19 protein-coding genes and 1 pseudogene are annotated in these 15,860 nt (G+C 68.8%); 11 read left to right on the forward strand and 9 right to left on the reverse strand.

The window, feature by feature from the left end; all coding sequences use genetic code 11:
• A pseudogene (locus DW306_RS10390) lies at positions 1-484 on the forward strand (DNA polymerase IV); the annotation flags it as partial.
• Positions 485-506: 22 nt separating this feature from the next.
• Here DW306_RS10390 and DW306_RS10395 read toward each other — a convergent pair.
• From DW306_RS10395 to DW306_RS10410, 4 genes are all read right to left on the reverse strand, one after another.
• Positions 507-1,478 (reverse strand): alpha/beta fold hydrolase, encoded by a 972-nt coding sequence (locus tag DW306_RS10395; RefSeq protein ID WP_136055528.1) that lies wholly within the window; start codon positions 1,476-1,478, stop codon positions 507-509.
• Positions 1,478-2,908: an NAD(P)/FAD-dependent oxidoreductase gene (locus DW306_RS10400; protein ID WP_136055529.1), complete on the reverse strand. Its 1,431-nt coding sequence runs from the start codon at positions 2,906-2,908 to the stop codon at positions 1,478-1,480. Before DW306_RS10400 ends, DW306_RS10395 begins: the two co-directional genes overlap by 1 nt.
• Positions 2,909-2,917: 9 nt before the next feature.
• Positions 2,918-4,090 carry an MFS transporter gene (locus DW306_RS10405; protein ID WP_136055530.1) on the reverse strand — a complete coding sequence of 391 codons (1,173 nt, stop codon included), beginning with the start codon at positions 4,088-4,090 and terminating at the stop codon, positions 2,918-2,920.
• Positions 4,091-4,176: 86 nt separating this feature from the next.
• On the reverse strand, positions 4,177-4,503 hold the full coding sequence (locus DW306_RS10410; protein ID WP_136055531.1) for a hypothetical protein: 327 nt from the start codon (positions 4,501-4,503) through the stop codon (positions 4,177-4,179).
• 102 nt (positions 4,504-4,605) lie between these two features.
• Between DW306_RS10410 and DW306_RS10415 the strand changes: the two genes are divergently transcribed.
• The 4 genes from DW306_RS10415 to DW306_RS10430 all read left to right on the forward strand — a co-directional run bounded on the left by DW306_RS10415 (position 4,606) and on the right by DW306_RS10430 (position 7,850).
• Entirely contained in the window at positions 4,606-5,322 is a 717-nt protein-coding gene (locus tag DW306_RS10415; protein ID WP_136055532.1) for a TetR/AcrR family transcriptional regulator C-terminal domain-containing protein, read from the forward strand.
• A 56-nt stretch (positions 5,323-5,378) separates the two neighbouring features.
• Positions 5,379-5,711 (forward strand): ATP-dependent DNA ligase, encoded by a 333-nt coding sequence (locus DW306_RS10420; protein WP_136055533.1) that lies wholly within the window; start codon positions 5,379-5,381, stop codon positions 5,709-5,711.
• A 74-nt stretch (positions 5,712-5,785) separates the two neighbouring features.
• Positions 5,786-7,396: an alpha/beta hydrolase gene (locus DW306_RS10425; protein ID WP_136055534.1), complete on the forward strand. Its 1,611-nt coding sequence runs from the start codon at positions 5,786-5,788 to the stop codon at positions 7,394-7,396.
• Between the two features lie 46 nt (positions 7,397-7,442).
• Positions 7,443-7,850 (forward strand): RidA family protein, encoded by a 408-nt coding sequence (locus DW306_RS10430; protein ID WP_136055535.1) that lies wholly within the window; start codon positions 7,443-7,445, stop codon positions 7,848-7,850.
• Between the two features lie 153 nt (positions 7,851-8,003).
• On the opposite strand, the gene DW306_RS10435 is transcribed toward DW306_RS10430, so the two are convergent.
• Positions 8,004-8,498: a hypothetical protein gene (locus DW306_RS10435; protein ID WP_136055536.1), complete on the reverse strand. Its 495-nt coding sequence runs from the start codon at positions 8,496-8,498 to the stop codon at positions 8,004-8,006.
• 88 nt (positions 8,499-8,586) lie between these two features.
• On the reverse strand, positions 8,587-8,904 hold the full coding sequence (locus tag DW306_RS10440; protein WP_136055537.1) for a hypothetical protein: 318 nt from the start codon (positions 8,902-8,904) through the stop codon (positions 8,587-8,589).
• A gap of 90 nt (positions 8,905-8,994) precedes the next feature.
• Here DW306_RS10440 and DW306_RS10445 point away from each other — a divergent pair, with 90 nt between their 5' ends.
• Entirely contained in the window at positions 8,995-9,738 is a 744-nt protein-coding gene (locus tag DW306_RS10445) for a DUF2071 domain-containing protein (RefSeq protein WP_136055538.1), read from the forward strand.
• Here DW306_RS10445 and DW306_RS10450 read toward each other — a convergent pair.
• Positions 9,726-10,712 carry an aldo/keto reductase gene (locus DW306_RS10450; RefSeq protein WP_136055539.1) on the reverse strand — a complete coding sequence of 329 codons (987 nt, stop codon included), beginning with the start codon at positions 10,710-10,712 and terminating at the stop codon, positions 9,726-9,728. The genes DW306_RS10445 and DW306_RS10450 overlap by 13 nt on opposite strands.
• A 222-nt stretch (positions 10,713-10,934) precedes the next feature.
• On the opposite strand from DW306_RS10450, the gene DW306_RS10455 reads away from it, so the two are divergent.
• From DW306_RS10455 to DW306_RS10470, 4 genes are all read left to right on the forward strand, one after another.
• Positions 10,935-12,041: a serine hydrolase domain-containing protein gene (locus DW306_RS10455; RefSeq protein WP_136055540.1), complete on the forward strand. Its 1,107-nt coding sequence runs from the start codon at positions 10,935-10,937 to the stop codon at positions 12,039-12,041.
• A gap of 71 nt (positions 12,042-12,112) precedes the next feature.
• Positions 12,113-12,895, forward strand: coding sequence for a MerR family transcriptional regulator (locus tag DW306_RS10460; protein ID WP_136055541.1), 783 nt, complete (start codon positions 12,113-12,115; stop codon positions 12,893-12,895).
• 73 nt (positions 12,896-12,968) lie between these two features.
• A complete protein-coding gene (locus DW306_RS10465) occupies positions 12,969-13,322 on the forward strand; it encodes a hypothetical protein (RefSeq protein WP_136055542.1) in 354 nt (117 codons plus the stop codon).
• 30 nt (positions 13,323-13,352) lie between these two features.
• The gene (locus tag DW306_RS10470; protein ID WP_136055543.1) at positions 13,353-13,658 is read left to right on the forward strand and encodes an NIPSNAP family protein; all 306 of its coding nucleotides are present in this window, start codon (positions 13,353-13,355) and stop codon (positions 13,656-13,658) included.
• A 25-nt stretch (positions 13,659-13,683) separates the two neighbouring features.
• Here the strand turns inward: DW306_RS10470 and DW306_RS10475 are convergent, their stop codons facing one another.
• A complete protein-coding gene (locus DW306_RS10475) occupies positions 13,684-14,499 on the reverse strand; it encodes an SDR family oxidoreductase (RefSeq protein WP_136055544.1) in 816 nt (271 codons plus the stop codon).
• Between the two features lie 102 nt (positions 14,500-14,601).
• On the opposite strand from DW306_RS10475, the gene DW306_RS10480 reads away from it, so the two are divergent.
• Positions 14,602-15,216 (forward strand): TetR family transcriptional regulator, encoded by a 615-nt coding sequence (locus tag DW306_RS10480; protein WP_168429290.1) that lies wholly within the window; start codon positions 14,602-14,604, stop codon positions 15,214-15,216.
• A 175-nt stretch (positions 15,217-15,391) separates the two neighbouring features.
• Here DW306_RS10480 and DW306_RS10485 read toward each other — a convergent pair whose 3' ends face one another.
• Positions 15,392-15,820: an Hsp20/alpha crystallin family protein gene (locus DW306_RS10485; RefSeq protein WP_136055546.1), complete on the reverse strand. Its 429-nt coding sequence runs from the start codon at positions 15,818-15,820 to the stop codon at positions 15,392-15,394.
• Positions 15,821-15,860: the final 40 nt, after the last annotated feature.

The raw sequence follows: 15,860 nt of genomic DNA on the forward strand, positions 1-15,860 counted from the left end.
CCGCGGGTCCATCGGCTCGCAACGCGCGCTGGGCACCCGCCCGCGGTCGGCCGAGGAGCTCGACCTCATCCTCACGCAGATCGTCGATCGGCTCGGCCGCCGTCTGCGCGACGGCGACCGCGTGTGCCGCACCGTGGTGCTGCGGCTGCGCTTCGGCGACTTCACGAAGGCGACCAGGTCACGCTCCCTCGGCGCCCCGACCGATCGCACGACTCGCATCCTCTCCGTGGCGCGGATGCTGCTCTCCGCCGCCCAGACGGAGATCACGGCGCGCGGGATCACGCTCATCGGCATCTCGCTGTCGCAGCTCGACCGCGCCGACCGCGTGCAGCCGGAGCTTCCGCTCGACTGGGACGACGGAGAGCGCCTCGACTCGGTGCTCGACGCCGTGCGCGACCGCTATGGGTCGACCTCGGTCGCGCGGGCGACGCAGCTCGGTCGCGATCCGGGCTGGTCGACGCCGCTGCTGCCGGAGCACGAATGACGTCCGCAGCGCGTGCCGGGCCTCACGCCGTGCGACGGTAGGCGAGCCACAGGACGTGCGCGTGCCGCTCCTTCGCTCGCTCCACCCCCCGCTCATCCCGGCGGAGGGCGCTCACCCACTCGTCCACCCTCGCCGCGACCGCGGCGCGCACGAGTGCGGCGTCGACGCGGGCAGGGGGTGGCGTCACCGCATCTTCGTCGGCGAGACGACCCTTCGCCGCCAGCTCGCCGGCGATGTGCTGCAGGGTCAGCTTCGCGACGCCGACCGCGTGCCCGTTGATGATCGAGTGCGACGCTCCCTCGATCTCCCAGCGCGACGCGTTCTTCGCCGCGGAGACCAGTCGCGAGTGGAAGCGGCGGGTCGAGGTGGCATCGAACTCTCCGCGGATGAACAGGAGCGAGCTCTCGACCGCACCCACGCGTTCGGTGATCCGATAGCGCAGCATATGCGGCAGCACGCGCAGGAAGTAGACGGGGCCGCACAGCAGGTACGCCGAGACCGCGATGACCGCGAGGTGAAGGGACTCCCTGGTCGCCGATCGGACGAATCGGAGCGCCTGCCGGAACACCGTCGCCTCCTGCTCGTCCACGACCGGGCTCACGAGCACGGCATGCGTGAGGTCGGGGCGCCGGGTCAGCACCTCGGTGACGACCTGCGTGCCCATGGAGTGTCCGATCAGCACCGGATCGCGCAGGTCGTAGCGGTCGAGGACGGCCTCGACCTGGTCGGCGAAGAAGGAGATCGTCGGCTGCCGGCCGTCCGCACGCGCCATCCCCGCGAACCCGGGCAGATCGAGGGCGTAGACGTCACCGCGCTCGGCCAGGGTCGGCGCCAGGAACTCGAAGTAGCTCGCCGCGACGCCGACCCCCGCCACGAGCACGAAGGGCCTGCGGTTCTCCGGCGCTGTCGAATCGATGCGCACCACGCGCGTGGTCGCGCCGTTCGTCGTGACGTGCTCGACGTCGATGTCGATGGGCTCGGATGCCGGCGCCATCAGGCCGGCTCCGCGGAGGCGGTGTCCGCCGGCTCCGCGAGGACGGCACGGGCGGCGAGGCCGATAATCGCGCTGTAGGTGGGGTAGGCGAACCGGACTCCGGCGAGCGTCGAGACGTCCACCCCGGCGGCCATCGCGGTCGTGACCGACTGGATCACCTCGATCGCGTTCTCCCCGACCGCATGGGCGCCGAGGATGAGCTCGCGCCGACGATCGGCGATGAGCTTCAGGAAGCCGATCTCGCGGTCGTCGATCACCGCGCGCTCGAGGCTCGCATAGGGAACCGAGACGACGACGCATTGGGCGTCGCGCTCGCGGGCCTGCTCCTCGGTGAGTCCGACGCCGGCGTAGTCGGGATCGGTGAACCCTCCGGCGGGAAGCAGATGATGCGGCGTGCGTCGGTTCGCGCCGAGCACGGCGTTCTCGGCCGCCGCCTCGCCCTCGAACTGCGCGGCCTGCACCAGCATGTCCCGCCCGTTCGCGTCGCCGACGGCGAAGATGTGGGGTACGACGGTCCGGAAATAGCGGTCGGCGGGGATCGCGGAGCGTTCGATCTCGATTCCCGCGTTGTCGAGGCCGAGGTCTTCGACGTCGGCCGGCCAGCCGGTGGCCATGATGACCACGTCGAACGTCGACGCCTGCGACTCTCCGGACTCTCGCCAGGTGAGGCGGATGCCGCCGTCGTCGGCCTGCTCGAGGCTCGCGACGGTCTCGATGCCGGTGCGCACATCGATCCCCTGCGCCGAGAAGGCCGCCCCGACGGTCGCCGCGATCGAGGAGTCCGAGGCCATCAGCACGCGGGGAGCGACATCGAGGAGCGTGACCTCCGATCCGAAGGACGAGAAGACGGTGACCAGCTGAGCACCCGTGTTCCCTGCCCCGATCACCGCGACGCGGCGAGGGAGGGTCGTGAGAGAGAGCACGTCCTCCGGCACCGTGGCGAGCTCTGCGCCGGGGACCGGCAGCCGTCTCGAGTGCCCGCCGACGCAGATCAGGATCGTGTCGGCTGTGAGGCGCCGCCCGCTGTCGAGCACCAGCGTGCGATCGTCGGCGAAGCGCGCCCGCCCCTCGTGGATCAGATCGATGCCCGCCTCCGCGAAGCGCTCGGCCTCCCGCTTGATGGAACGCACCCGCTCGACGCGCTCGTGCACCCGCTCGACGGTGGTCGCCCAGTCGATCGACGGCGCTCCGACGCGCACGCCGTAGTCGTCGGCGTGACGGGACTCGCGCAGCAGTCGAGCGGTCTTCGCCAGCACGCGCGTCGGCACGCATCCGGTGTTGACGCACGTCCCGCCGGTGCGTCCGGCTTCGAGCACGACCACCTTCGCCCCCAGTTCTGATGCGCGGAGGGCGGCAGCCGTGCCGGCCGGCCCCGCGCCGATCACGGCGACGTCGTAGTGGTCGGCGTAGTGGTCTTCTGGCTCTGGCATGCCCCGACCCTATCGAGGCTGAGGGCGCTGATCGAGGGGCACTCGCGTGTTCAGCACGACGAGTGCGACAGCTCCCAGGGAGGCGATCACCGCGGGGATCCAGAACAGCTGCGGGATGCCCAGCCAGCTCGACCCGACGCTGCCGGCGAAGCCTCCGACGGCCGCGTTGATCGCGTAGGCGCTGAGGAACACGCTGGACGCCATTCCGACCCGCGTCGGGACCAGACGCTGGGCCACCGTGATGCCCAGCACGCCGAAGGTCGCGATCACCCCGGCCATCAACAGTTGGCCGATCACCAGCGGGACGAGGGGCGGCGCGACGAAGCCCGCCGACGCGTACGACACATGGGCCGCGACGGCCATCACCGCGCCGACGACGAGCACGCGGGCGAACCCGTATCGGCTGGCCAGCTTCGCGGCGATCGGCATCAGCAGCAGTTCGACGAGCGGCTGCAGCCCGATGACGGCGCCCCGCACTCCGGCGTCGACGCGGAGCTCTCCGTCCATGTAGAGGGGCAGATACGCGAGCTTCACGGTCTCGCCGCACATGATGAGCACGTAGATCCCGGTGAAGACGAGCAGCGGCAGCATCGTCCGCGGGTGGGCGGCCCGTGCGGGGGCCGTCGTCTGCGGCGAGCGCGTCGGCGTCACGTCGCGCACGACGGCATCCGCTCTCACCCCGATCAGCGGTACGAGGGAGAACAGCACGCTGAACCCCGTCACGAGCAGAAGGGGACGCAGTCCGATCAGGGCGCCGAGGACCGCACCCAGGACGGGCCCGACGATCCACCCGAACGCCATGGCCATCCTGATGATCGCGACGACCTCGTTGTCTGCCGGGGTGGGCGACCGGTTCAGCTCGTCACGCACCGCGGCCTGCAGCTGCGCGGCGCCGGCGCCGGCGGCGCTCAGGAGGATCGCGTTGATGGCGAACGGCATCCAGGCCTGCATGGCGACGGCCATCAGCACCCAGCCGGTGAACCCCGCGATCGCGGAGAGGCGGAAGACGAGCAGGCGGGAGCCGGCGCGATCCGACAGCGATCCCACCACGTACCCGACGATCGGGGCCGTCAGGTTGGTGAGGAAGTAGAGACCGGCTTGCGCGTCGGTGAGATGCAGTTCGCCGACGAGGAACAGGGTGATCTGCGGCATCGTGATCGAGATCCCGATGCCCGAGATCACGAGGCTGAGGAAAGCCCCGCGAAGCAGCCTCGATCGGAGGATGTAGCGCGAGGCGGAGACGGGCGGTGACACTCCGACCGAGAGGATCAGTCGATCTCGGGCACGTCGCTGGGCGAGATCTCCAGGGGTCCGGCGGTCGGCGACTCGACGGCGCGGGTGAGGTCCTTCAGGCGTATGACGAGGTCATCGTCCATGAGCTCCTCCCCCGAATGCTTCACCTGCTTCGCGACGATCTGGCTCGCCGGGCCGATCAGGAACTTCGCCTCGACGATCGAGCCGTCGTCTTCCACGACCGGGATCTCGACGATCTCCGCGCGCTCGTCATCGCCGAGCGCCCGGCCGTACGCCAGCAGCGCATCGGCGATCTCGTCGCCTGTGAGGAACTCTTCGCCGCCGTACAAGATCTTCTGCATGATCCTGTTCTATGCCATCGGCGCCGGATCACCGCGCCCCTTGCCCGGACTTCTCTCTCCTGCTAGCCGCACCGGCGGCCCGCATGCGAGTAGCGTGGGCGCATGCCGGATCGTTCGCGGGAGAAGCAACGGGGCTCGGCGGCCGGAAACCTCAGCCGCGAGCTGATCGTCGAGACGGCCCTCGGCCAGATCGACACCATCGGCGCCCAGAGCCTGTCGATGCGTTCCCTGGCGCAGGAGCTCGGCGTGGAGGCGATGTCGCTGTACCGCTACGTCCACGGCCGGGAGGACCTCCTCGAAGCCGTCGTCGACCAGCTGATGAGCGACCTGACGGCCAGCTTCGACGACGTCCTGACCGAGCACTGGCAAGGTTTCCTGCAGACGGTCGCGCACCGGGTGCGGCAGATCGCGATCGATCACCCTCGCGCCTTCCCGCTCGTCGCGACTCGACACCCGGCGGCACCGTGGCTGCGCCCGCCGCTGCGCAGCGTGGAGGTCGTCGAGCTGTTCCTCGACACTCTCATCGGCCACGGGTTCTCCGATCGGCAGGCTGTCGACACCTACCGGTCCTTCAGCAGCTTCCTCCTCGGACAGCTGCTCCTCGAGTCGGCTGTGCGCGGTGCGGAGATCAGCCCCCTCGAAGAGCCGCTCGACGAGGGCGGCGCAGGAGTGCCGGAAGGCGACGGCGAGACAGAGATCGATGACGATTCCCAGATCGTCCGGCTCCGTCCCCTGCTGAGTGAGGATCGCAGCGACGAGGAGTTCGAGGCCTCGCTCGAGAGCCTGCTCGATCGTCTCGGTGCAGAACTCTCGCGCTAGCCTTACACTGTAAGTTGTTTACGGTGTAAGTCTGGGAGCGGGAGTCAACACGCACGATGGGGCGATTCATCTACGAGGGCAACGTCAAGACCGATATCGAGGACCGAGCGCTGACCCACCTTCAGCTCGTCATCACGGCGAAACTCCGCCGCGGAGAGCCGTTCCCGTTCACCTGGCGCGAAGACCTCAGCGTCGGCGGAGGACGCACGACCGTCTGGGTGCAGGCGCGGAGCTCGCTCGTGTTCAAGTACAGCGGCAGCCGTCAGCCCGCGATCAACCGCGAATGGGTCGAAGCCCTCGCCTTCACCGCGAATTCGCCGAGCGGTCTGTATCTCGTGCCGGAGCCCGCCGAGCAGAATCCCGCCGGGCGCATCGACGTCCCGACCTGAGCGACGCCGCGGGGGGAGCGATCTCGATCCCCTGACTTGACCCTGTGCCGGGAACACGGTGTGCACTCGTCTGCATGAGACGTCTCCCCGCATCCGGACCGGCAGCACCGCCCCTCTCGCGTCGCTCGCATCTGCGCCGCGCCGCGGCCCTCGCGATTTCGGCCGCGCTCGTGGCGGTGCTGGCCGCGTGCACCCCGCCGACTCCCTCGGCGGGAGAGCCTTCGGCTGCGGTATCGCTCGACCGGTTCCACGCGCAGGACCTCACCTGGGAGGACTGCGCCGACTATGCCGTGACCTCGCTGGACGAGCAGTACTTCCCCCTCGCGCCCGACGCCGAGTGCGCACGGCTCGAGGTGCCGCTGGACTACTCCGAGCCCGAGGGTGACACGGCATCCGTCGCCGTCGTGCGGATCGCCGCCCGCGGCGAATCGATGGGCTCGCTGCTCTACAACCCGGGCGGCCCGGGCGGCCCCGGACTCCTCACGACTATGGCGGCATCCGTGACGTTGGCCGAGAGCCAGATCACCGAGCGATTCGACCTGATCGGATTCGACCCGCGCGGAGTCGGCGCGTCCGAGCCCGCGATCGACTGCTACTCCGACGACGGCACGACCGCGGGTGACGCGGTGTTCGAACGCCTCGGCACGATCGCCCCCGCACTTACCGCGGCCGACACGCGGGCGCTCGTCGAGCGGTGCGCCGACGGCTCGGGCGGCATGAACGCGCTGGCGAACGTCGGCACCCGCACGACGGCGAACGACATGGACGTGCTCCGCGCGGTGCTCGGCGAGGAGCAGCTCAACTTCCTCGGCCAGAGCTACGGCTCACGGCTCGGGTCCGTCTACGCCGAGCAGTTCCCTGAGAACGTGCGGGCGATGATCCTGGACGGCGCCTTCGATCCCACGCTCGAGCAGCAGGACCGGCTCATCTCGTCCTACGCCGGGTTCCAGGCGACGTTCGACACGATGGCGGCGTCGTGCGCGACACAGCCCGATTGCCCGCTGGGCGCCGACCCCGCCTCCTGGACCTCGGCGTTCCACGACATCATCCGTCCGCTCGCCGACGAGCCGGTGCCGGCGCGGGGCGAGGAGCTGACCTTCGAGGTCGCGCTCAGCGGAGTCATGGGCGGCCTGTACTCCCCCGATGCCTGGCCGCGCATCATCGCCGGACTTCACGAGGTGCAGGCGGGCCGCGGCGACGAGCTGCTCGAACTCGCGTACGGCATCGGCGGGCTGGAGGTCGACGGCGACGCGTCCGACGGTACCGCTGAGGCTCTCATGTCCATCAACTGCGTCGACGAGAACGTGCTCTCCCCGGATGACCTCGCGCAGCTGCGGGCCGACACCTACGCGCGTGCCCCGTTCATGGATCCCGGCACCGACGTGACGGAGGCGGCCCGCGACAAGTGCGCCGACTGGCCGCGGACCGGCGAGCTGGGCGTGCCATACGCGACGGACGTCGAGGGGCTCCCGGCGACGCTCGTGGTGTCGATCACGGGCGATCCGACCACACCCCACGCCGGCGGCATCCGTCTCGCCGAGTCGCTCGGCAGCACCCTGCTGACCGTCGAGGGCGAGGGCCACACCGTCGTCTCGTCCGGGGCGAGCCCCTGCGTCGACGAGATCGCCGCGGCCTATCTCATCGACCTCGAGCTGCCCGAGGGAGAGCTGTCGTGCACGCTCTGACCGTCGCCCCCTCCGCCACCCGTTCCACCTCCGAAGGAGAAACCCGATGACCGCCTCTCTCAGCCGCCCCGACGGCCTGCTCCAGCAGACCGACTACGCCCCCGTCGCCGCGACGAGCGGTTCCCGACTGCTTCTACTCGCGGGCCAGCTCGCGGTGACACCCGCGGGCGAGAGGACCGACGCCGACCTCGCAGGGCAAGTGCACGCCGCGCTCCGCAACGTCGCGACGGCCGTGACCGGAGCCGGAGGGAAGGTCGAGGACATCGCGCGACTGACCTTCTACGTCGCCGGCTGGCAGGCCGACCTGGCGGATGCCCTCTGGGAGGGGACTGCTCGCGCGCAGGCATCCGACGGCTTCCCCTCTCCCCTGCCCCCGGTCACCGTCATCGGCGTGCAGACCCTGTGGCGACCGGATCTGCTCGTCGAGATCGAGGCCATCGCGGCACTCGACTGACCCGCTGGTCACGCCGACAGCCGCGCCGCGGCAGGTGTCGGCCAATACGTCCGAGTCCCGACGGGGCGCGTCGAGCCTGAGCGGCGGTCTCGGCGAGCAGCCACTGCTGCAGCGGATCGTCGGAACACGGTCAAGCCCGCAACCCAGCCTTTGTCAGGGCTGCACGACGCGCACCCACGCCTGGTCGACGTCGTCGGCGTCGGTGAGGTTCACCTGGACCGGTCCGGCATACGGCAGCTGGTAGGTGAACTCTCCGGCGGGAGGGTCGTCGCAGTCGAAGTCGCCGTCGGCGATCACGCGCTTCTCACCGTCGGCGGTCATCACCTCGAAGCCGACGCCGTCGCCCTGACACTGCCCCTCGATCGAGAACGGCCGGTCGGCGACGAGCACGGCGGGCCCGGCGACGATCTCGCCCGACGGGTCGTCTCCGTCGTACTTGAGCGTGATCGCGACCTGTACGGGATCGGTCGTGTCGGGGATGGTGAAGGCTGCGGCCGTCGGTGTCGGTGTCGGTCCGGCGGATGCCGAAGGGGAAGGCGCGTCGGCCTCGGTGGGTTCGGGCGCGTTCGTCGCCGTGCATCCGGTGACGAAGCAGGCGAGCGCGATGGCAGCGGGAACGATGAGACGGGCACGATGGCGAGCGTTCATTCCTCCACGCTAGGAAAGGCGGCGCGGGCGGGACCAGGGCCTTGCGGACAGCGGCAGACGTGCTACGAGCTCCCGCGTGCGGACCTGATCACTCGGGCTCGGGCGTGTCCAGCACCTCGTCGACGAGCGAGATGCCGCCGGTCGAGTTCGCCGATTGCATGAGCTCTTCGATCCACTTCGCATTCAGCGGCGGAGTCTCGGGCTCTTCGAAGGTGAAGCGCAGCGGGATCGACGGGTGCAGCCAGATCGTGGATCGTCCGTCGGGCTCATCCTCGGGATGCCGCCAGGAGAGGGTGAACGCCTCGTTCCGCCGCAGTTTCGTGGCGATGACGACCTTCAGGTGCGCGAGCGCGCGGTCCTCGATGTGAATCGGCGAGGTCGCACCGCCGTACATGATGGTTCCCATGAGAAGACGATAGCCGCCCCTGCCGGCGAACGAACACGTCGGCGCGCGACGGCCCTTGTCGTCATTTAGCTACAGTGCTAATTTCAAACCATGACGATCATCCGCAGCGTTCGAGCACAGCTCCGAAGGCGGCTCCTCCTCAGCTATCGCCTGGAACCCTCACTCGCCGCTTCGCTTCTCCCGACCGGCTTCCGCCCTCAGCTCATCGATGGATCCGCGATCGCGGGCATCTGCATCCTCGGCCTGGAATCGATCCGGCCCCCTTGGTCTCGGCGGCCGTGGGGCCTCCGCTCCGAGAACGCCGCCCATCGCATGGCGGTCGAGTGGGACGGCCCTGACGGGCCCGCCCGCGGAGTCTTCGTGTTCGAACGACACTCTTCGGCGTGGCATCCGGTGCTGTTCGGAGGGCGGCTGTTCCCGGGCGTGCATCGCAGGGCGCGATTCCGCATCGATGAGGCGGGAGATCGCTACGCCGTCGCGATGTCGGCCGGCAGCCACAGTCTCGATGCCGACGTCGAAGTGGGCGGCGAGTGGTCGAGCGGAGTGTTCGCGTCGGTCGACGAGGCATCGGAGTTCTATCGCGCGGGCCGGGTCGGGTGGTCGCTGGCGCACGACCGGAGCACCGTCGAACCGGTCACCCTCGCGACGGATCGGTGGAAGGTCGAGACCGCTCGGCTGCACCACCTCCGGTCATCGTTCTTCGATGCACTCCCGCCCGGGTCCGCCGTGTTCGACAGTGTCGTCGTGATGCGCGATCTTCCACTCGTCCTGTCGGATGCCGGCGCCGGGCGCGATCGCGACGGCTCGGCGCTGCGCGCGTCCTACCAGGCGTAGGCCTCCGGAGCCTGCCCGCCGGGACCGGGGAAGATCTCGTCGAGTCCGCGGAGATCGTCTTCGCTGAGCGTGATGTCCAGCGCCGACACAGCCGACTCGAGCTGCGCGACCGTGCGAGGTCCGATGATGGGCCCGGTGACGCCGGGCTGGTGCAGCAGCCAGGCGAGTCCCAGCGCGGACGGGGCCCAGCCGCGCTCCTTCGCGAACAGCTCGTACGCGTCGACCTGGTCCTGACGCTCGGCGCGCTGCGCCGCCACCCGCTCGGTGTTCGACCTCGCCTTAGCATCCGACGATCCGCCGCTCAGCAGCCCGCCCGACAGCGGCGACCACGGCAGGATGCCGAGACCGTAGTTCTGCGCCGCGGGGATGACCTCGAGTTCGATCGAACGCTGGGCGAGGTTGTAGAGGGACTGCTCGCTCACGAGGCCGAGGAAGTTTCGCTGCTGGGCGATCTCATTCGCCTGAGCGATGTTCCAGGCGGCGAAGTTCGAGCTGCCCGTGTAGATCACCTCGCCGCGATTCACGAGCACCTCCATCGCCTGCCACAGCTCCGGCCAGGAGATATGGCGGTCGATGTGGTGGAACTGGTACAGGTCGATCCGGTCGGTCTGCAGTCGCCGCAGCGATGCGATGGCCTCCCGACGCACCTGCCAGGCAGACGCACCGCGCGAGTTGACCACGTCGCCGTCCGCGGTCGGAGCGACCATCGGAGAATGCACCTTGGTCGCCAGCACGATGCCGTCGCGCGCGCCCGGGCGAGCAGCGAACCACCGGCCGATGATCTCCTCGGTCGCACCTCGCCCCGCCGAGCCGCCATAGGCGTTCGCCGTGTCGAAGAAGTTCACGCCCAGCTCGAGGGCGCGGTCCATGATCGCGAACGCGTCTTCCTCGGAGGTGCGTTCACCGAAGTTCATCGTGCCCAGCACGATCCGTGAGACCGACGTGCCCGTGCGACCCAGCTGTGTGTAGTCCATGGTTCCCGAGCCTAGGGAGGATCGCCGCGGTGCGCGCCCCCTGGACGACCGCCGACGGCAGTGATACGGGGTCCGTTCGGCGATTCGGAGAAGAACTCTTGACCTTGACCTTGGGTCAAGGTCGAAGCTCGCGGCAGCGGCACCGAGAACGGGTCGCTCGCACGAGATCCACAGGAGCAATGCCATGACCGTCCCCTCCCCCCGACCGACCGCGCCGCCATCATGCAGGACCGCCCCGAGCTCCAGCAGATCCTCGAGGGGATCATCGAGTCGGGCATCACCGGGATCACCCTCCGCGTCCGTGACGAACACGGAGAGTGGACCGGTTCTGCCGGTCGCAGTGAGATCGGCGGCGACGCCGCCCCGCCGATCGACGGGCACGTCCGCATCGGCAGCAACACGAAGACGTTCACGGCCGCACTCGCGCTGCTCCTCGTCGCCGAGGGACGCCTCGCCCTCGACACATCCGCAGCCAAATACCTGCCCGAGTTCGACATCGATCCTCGCGTGACTGTGCGGATGCTGCTGCAGCACACGAGCGGAATCTTCAACTTCACGGGCGAGTACTACCCCGACGGAACTGTGGTCGCGGGCAGCGTCTCGACCACGTCGGGCGAGGAATGGGTGCGCGAGCGCTTCGCCTCGCACGCTCCCGAGGACCTCGTGCGCCTGGCGCTCTCGAAGCCGGCCCGCTTCGAGCCGGGTGCGGACTGGAGCTACTCGAACACCAACTTCACGATCGTGCGTCTCATCATCGAGGCCGTCACCGGACGCTCGATCGACGAGGAGATGACCCGCCTGATCATCGCGCCGCTGGGGTTGAGCGGCACGCTGCAGCCGACGTACCAGACCGCCATCCCCGAGCCGCACGCGCACGCGTACTACCGCTTCGGCGAGGGTGCCGAGGAGCAGACCGTCGACGTCACCGAGGTCAACCCGTCGTGGATCTCCAGCGGCGGCGACATGGTCTCGACGTCGAAGGATCTGCAGACCTTCATCTCGGCGATCGCGACGGACACGCTCCTGCCCGCTGAGCTGCGGGACGAGATGTGCACGACCCGCGAGACGCCGATTCCCGGCATGGGCTACGGCCTGGGCCTCTTCGTGCAGGACCTCGGCGAGCGCGGGACCGTGCTCACGCACAACGGCGGCGCGGGCGGACACGCGGCGCTCATGTACGCCACACCTGATGGGCGCACGACGATGACGGCGACGCTCAACTACGTCGACGACGCGACGCTTTCTCTCGCGATTCCCTTCCAGCAGGGTACGCAGCGTCTCGTCGACGAGGTGTTCCGCGGCGGCCGGTCGGCGACTCCGGCCGCCTGAGCGGCCGAGTGGGGCGGCCCTGGACGGCGTGGATGCGACCGTCCAGGGCCTCGTGCCGGGAAGCTGGAGGGATGAGCACGGGAGTCACGATCAGCCAGGCCGCCGCGTACGTCGGAGTGACGATCAAGACGGTGCGTCACTATCACAAGCTCGGTCTGGTCCCGGAGCCGCACCGCGATACCTCCGGGTATCGCCGATACGACGCCGACGACCTCCTGCGCCTCGTGCGGGTGCGGACGCTGGCGGCTGCCGGAGTGCCGCTGGCAGAGATCGCTCCACTGCTCGATGCCGACGATGCGGCCTTCGCCGGGGCCATCGAGGGGGTCGAGCGGGAGCTCACGGCGAAGATCGAGGAGCTGATCGAGCGGCGCGGCACGCTGCGCCGCCTCGCCGACGGGAACCGCGCGCTCCTCCCGGAACGTGCGGTGGCTCTTCTCGATCGGATGCCGGCGCACGGCTTCAGCCACGAGGAGATCGAATCGTCACGGGAAGGGCTCGTCCTCGCGAGAGCCCTCGTGCCCGAGCGTTTCGACGACCATCTCGCCGCGATCGAGCAGGCGCTCCTGGACCCGGAGTTCGTCGCCCTGAGCAGACTGGGTGCGGAATCGGCCACATGGGCTCCGGATGATCCACGGATCGCGGAGGTCGCCACCGCCATGGCGGACCACTACCTCGCGAATCCGGAGCACCTTCGCATCGTCACCGGGATGCAGGCACGCACCGATACCATCGCGCGATACCAGCTCGTGCGAGACTTCGGGTCCGACGAGGGAACTGCCGCCGAGCGGCTTCTCGCGCTCGTCGAAGCCCGGCTGCGCGAGGGAGGCGTCCGCATCCCTCGGTCGAGTGACTAGCAGCGCCGCAGCCATGGCGGGAGACGGCGTCAAGGGGTTTCGGCGACGTTCTCGTCCGTTCTACCGTGTCGGCATGGCTATCGAACTGAACCGGCCCGCCCTGAAGCAGGCGCGCTCCCTCGTTCGCGACGGCAAGGTCGTCCGAGACGAGCGCGACGCCTGGTCGGAGGCTGCGCCGAGTACCGAACAGGAGAACCGCTTCATCGAGAAGAACGGATGGACGGAGTACTCGCACTGGCATCTCGGCATCGACAAGAGCGAGAACCCGGAGACGAAGCAGGCCTACAGCTTCCCCATCGGCGACTTCCGCACGGTGCACCGCTCGGGTGTCATCTCGGCGGAGAGCCGCGCAGGACAGTACGACCACACCGAGATCCGTGATGAGCTGCGGAAGCTGCTCGAACTCATCGACGCGGCGGAGGGCTGACGCGGTCGGTCGAGCTGACAGGATGATCGGATGATCACCGTTCACCTCCGCTATGAGATCGACCCCGACAAGCTCGACGACTTCACCGAATACGGCCGCACCTGGATCCGACTGGTGGCGAAGCACGGTGGAACCCACCACGGCTACTTCCTGCCGAGCGAGGGCGACAGCGATGAGGCGTTCGCCCTGTTCTCGTTCCCCTCGCTCGCCGAGTACGAGGTCTACCGGACGGCTTCGAAGACGGATCCCGAGTGCATCGAGGCGTTCGACCTGGCGCGGCGGACGCAGTGCATCCGCCGCTACGAGCGCCGCTTCCTGAGTCCCGTCTTCGACTGAGTCGACTGCCGAGAACGCGTCGGCGCTACTTGCCCTCGGCCTCGCGGGAAACCGGCGCCCACTCGGCCCATTCGGCCAGACGCTGCTCGTAGATGTGCGGCGCGATCTGAGTGGGCTGCTCTCCGAAGAACACCCGCAACGGCGCCTTCTCTGCGTCGACGACCTTGAGGATCGCGGACCCGAAGCCGACCGGTTTCGGCTGAGGACGACCGGCCGCCGATGCCATGGCGTCGTGGGCGGGCTGATACGCGGGCAGGGCGTCGGCGACGACGGCGGATGCGCCGTTCCAGTCGGTGGCGAACCCACCGGGCTCCACCAGGGTGACCTTGATACCGAAGCCGGCGACCTCCTGAGCAAGGGCCTCGGTGAGCCCTTCGAGGGCCCATTTGGAGGCGTGGTATCCGCCGAGCGTCGGGAAAGCGGCGACACCGCCGATGGTGGAGATCTGGATGATGTGGCCCGATCCCTGATCACGGAGGATCGGCAGCACGGCCTGCGTGACATGGAAGACGCCGAACAGGTTGGTCTCGAGCTGGTCGCGCAACTGCTGCTCGGTGATCTCCTCGACCGTGCCGAAGAGGCCGTAACCCGCGTTGTTGATCACGACGTCCAGTCGCCCGAAGTTTTCGTGTGCCTTGTTCACTGCCGCGAACACCTGCTCGCGGTCCGTGACGTCGAGCTGCAGCGGGAGAACGGCGTCACCGTAGCTCTCGACCAGGTCGCTCAGGGTGTCGACGTCGCGGGCGGTCGCGGCGACCTTGTCTCCCCGCTCCAGCGCGGCGAGAACGAATTGGCGGCCGAATCCCTTCGACGACCCGGTGACGAACCACACCTTGCTCATGTTGCTCCTTCGTGCCTGGGCGCCTGTCTGGCGCCATAGGGAGACTATATGCCTTTTGTGACACCTGGTGTCAACTTCGCATCTTGGGGATATGATCGGTGCATGTCCGAGACACCGGCCGTTCCGATCAGAGAGCGCACTCGTCGGCTTGCCCAGACGGAGCTGACATCGGTGGCGCAGGACCTGTTCGTCGCTCAGGGATACGACCAGACCACCGTCGATCAGATCGCGGCCGCCGCGGGAATGTCGAAGCGCACCTTCTTCCGGTACTTCCCGTCGAAGGACGACCTCGTCATCGGCAAGTACGACCTCTTCGCAGACCGGATGGCGGAGGCGCTCGACGAGCGGCCCCCCGACGAGCCGATCTGGGAGTCGCTGCGCCGGGTGTTCGACCTCACCCTCGACTACGTCCAGGATGACCACCAGCGAGCGCGCAACGACGCGATGGAGGAGATCGTGCGGAGCACGCCCCAGCTCCACGCGCGTTACCTGGAGAAGATGCAGCGCGTCCAGGAGCTGCTCATCGGCCGCGTCGCCGTCCGGCTCACTTCGCATGACCGCGTCGGCACCGACCCGCGGCCGGCTGCCATCGTCGGGGCCGCGTTCGCCTGCATGCAGGCAGCACGGCAGGCGTGGTTCGCCTCGGATCGCAGCGAACCGTTCGGGAGCTACCTCGACACGGCCATGTCCGCTCTGCCCGTCGGCCCGGACTCGTAGCGTCGGCGACGGGCGTCGCACATCCCGTCGGTCCTCTGCCGAACTCGTCGAATGCCGCGAAGATCGGGCATCCCGGGAGTCCTGCGATCAGCTCGAGGAGATCAGGGAGCGCGGGTGGTCGGGGAGGTGTGGCTTCGACCACCCGCGCTCCGGCGCCGCAAGGGCCCGGATCGGATCAGGCGGTCACGGCTTTGGCGTCGTGAGACGCCATCGACTCGATCTGGATCTTGCGCGGCTTGGCGCGCTCGGCGATGGGGATCATCACGCTGAGCACGCCGTTGTTGTACGTGGCGTGGATGCTCTGTGCGTCCACGTCGTCACCGATGGTGAAGCGGCGCACGTACGACCCGAACGGGCGTTCCTGCGCCAGCCAACGAGAGTTGTCACGGTTGGCCTCCGTCCGCTCGGCGCGGATGGTGAGCAGGTGGCCGTCGACGTCCACGTCGACCGACCCGGGGTCGACGCCGGGGAGGTCGGCGTTCAGGACGTATCGGTCGCCTTCGCGGAACAGGTCCACGGGCATGAGGCGCGGCTGCCTGCTGGTGTCGAAGACGCTCTGCGCGAGGCGGTCCAGCTGGCTGAAAGGATCGAATGACATCGACATGGCGAGAAAATCTCCTCTCAAAAAGCGGCGGCGTGACATG

The organism is Microbacterium sp. K24 (genome assembly GCF_004794465.1).
In the GTDB taxonomy this organism is placed as follows: domain Bacteria; phylum Actinomycetota; class Actinomycetes; order Actinomycetales; family Microbacteriaceae; genus Microbacterium.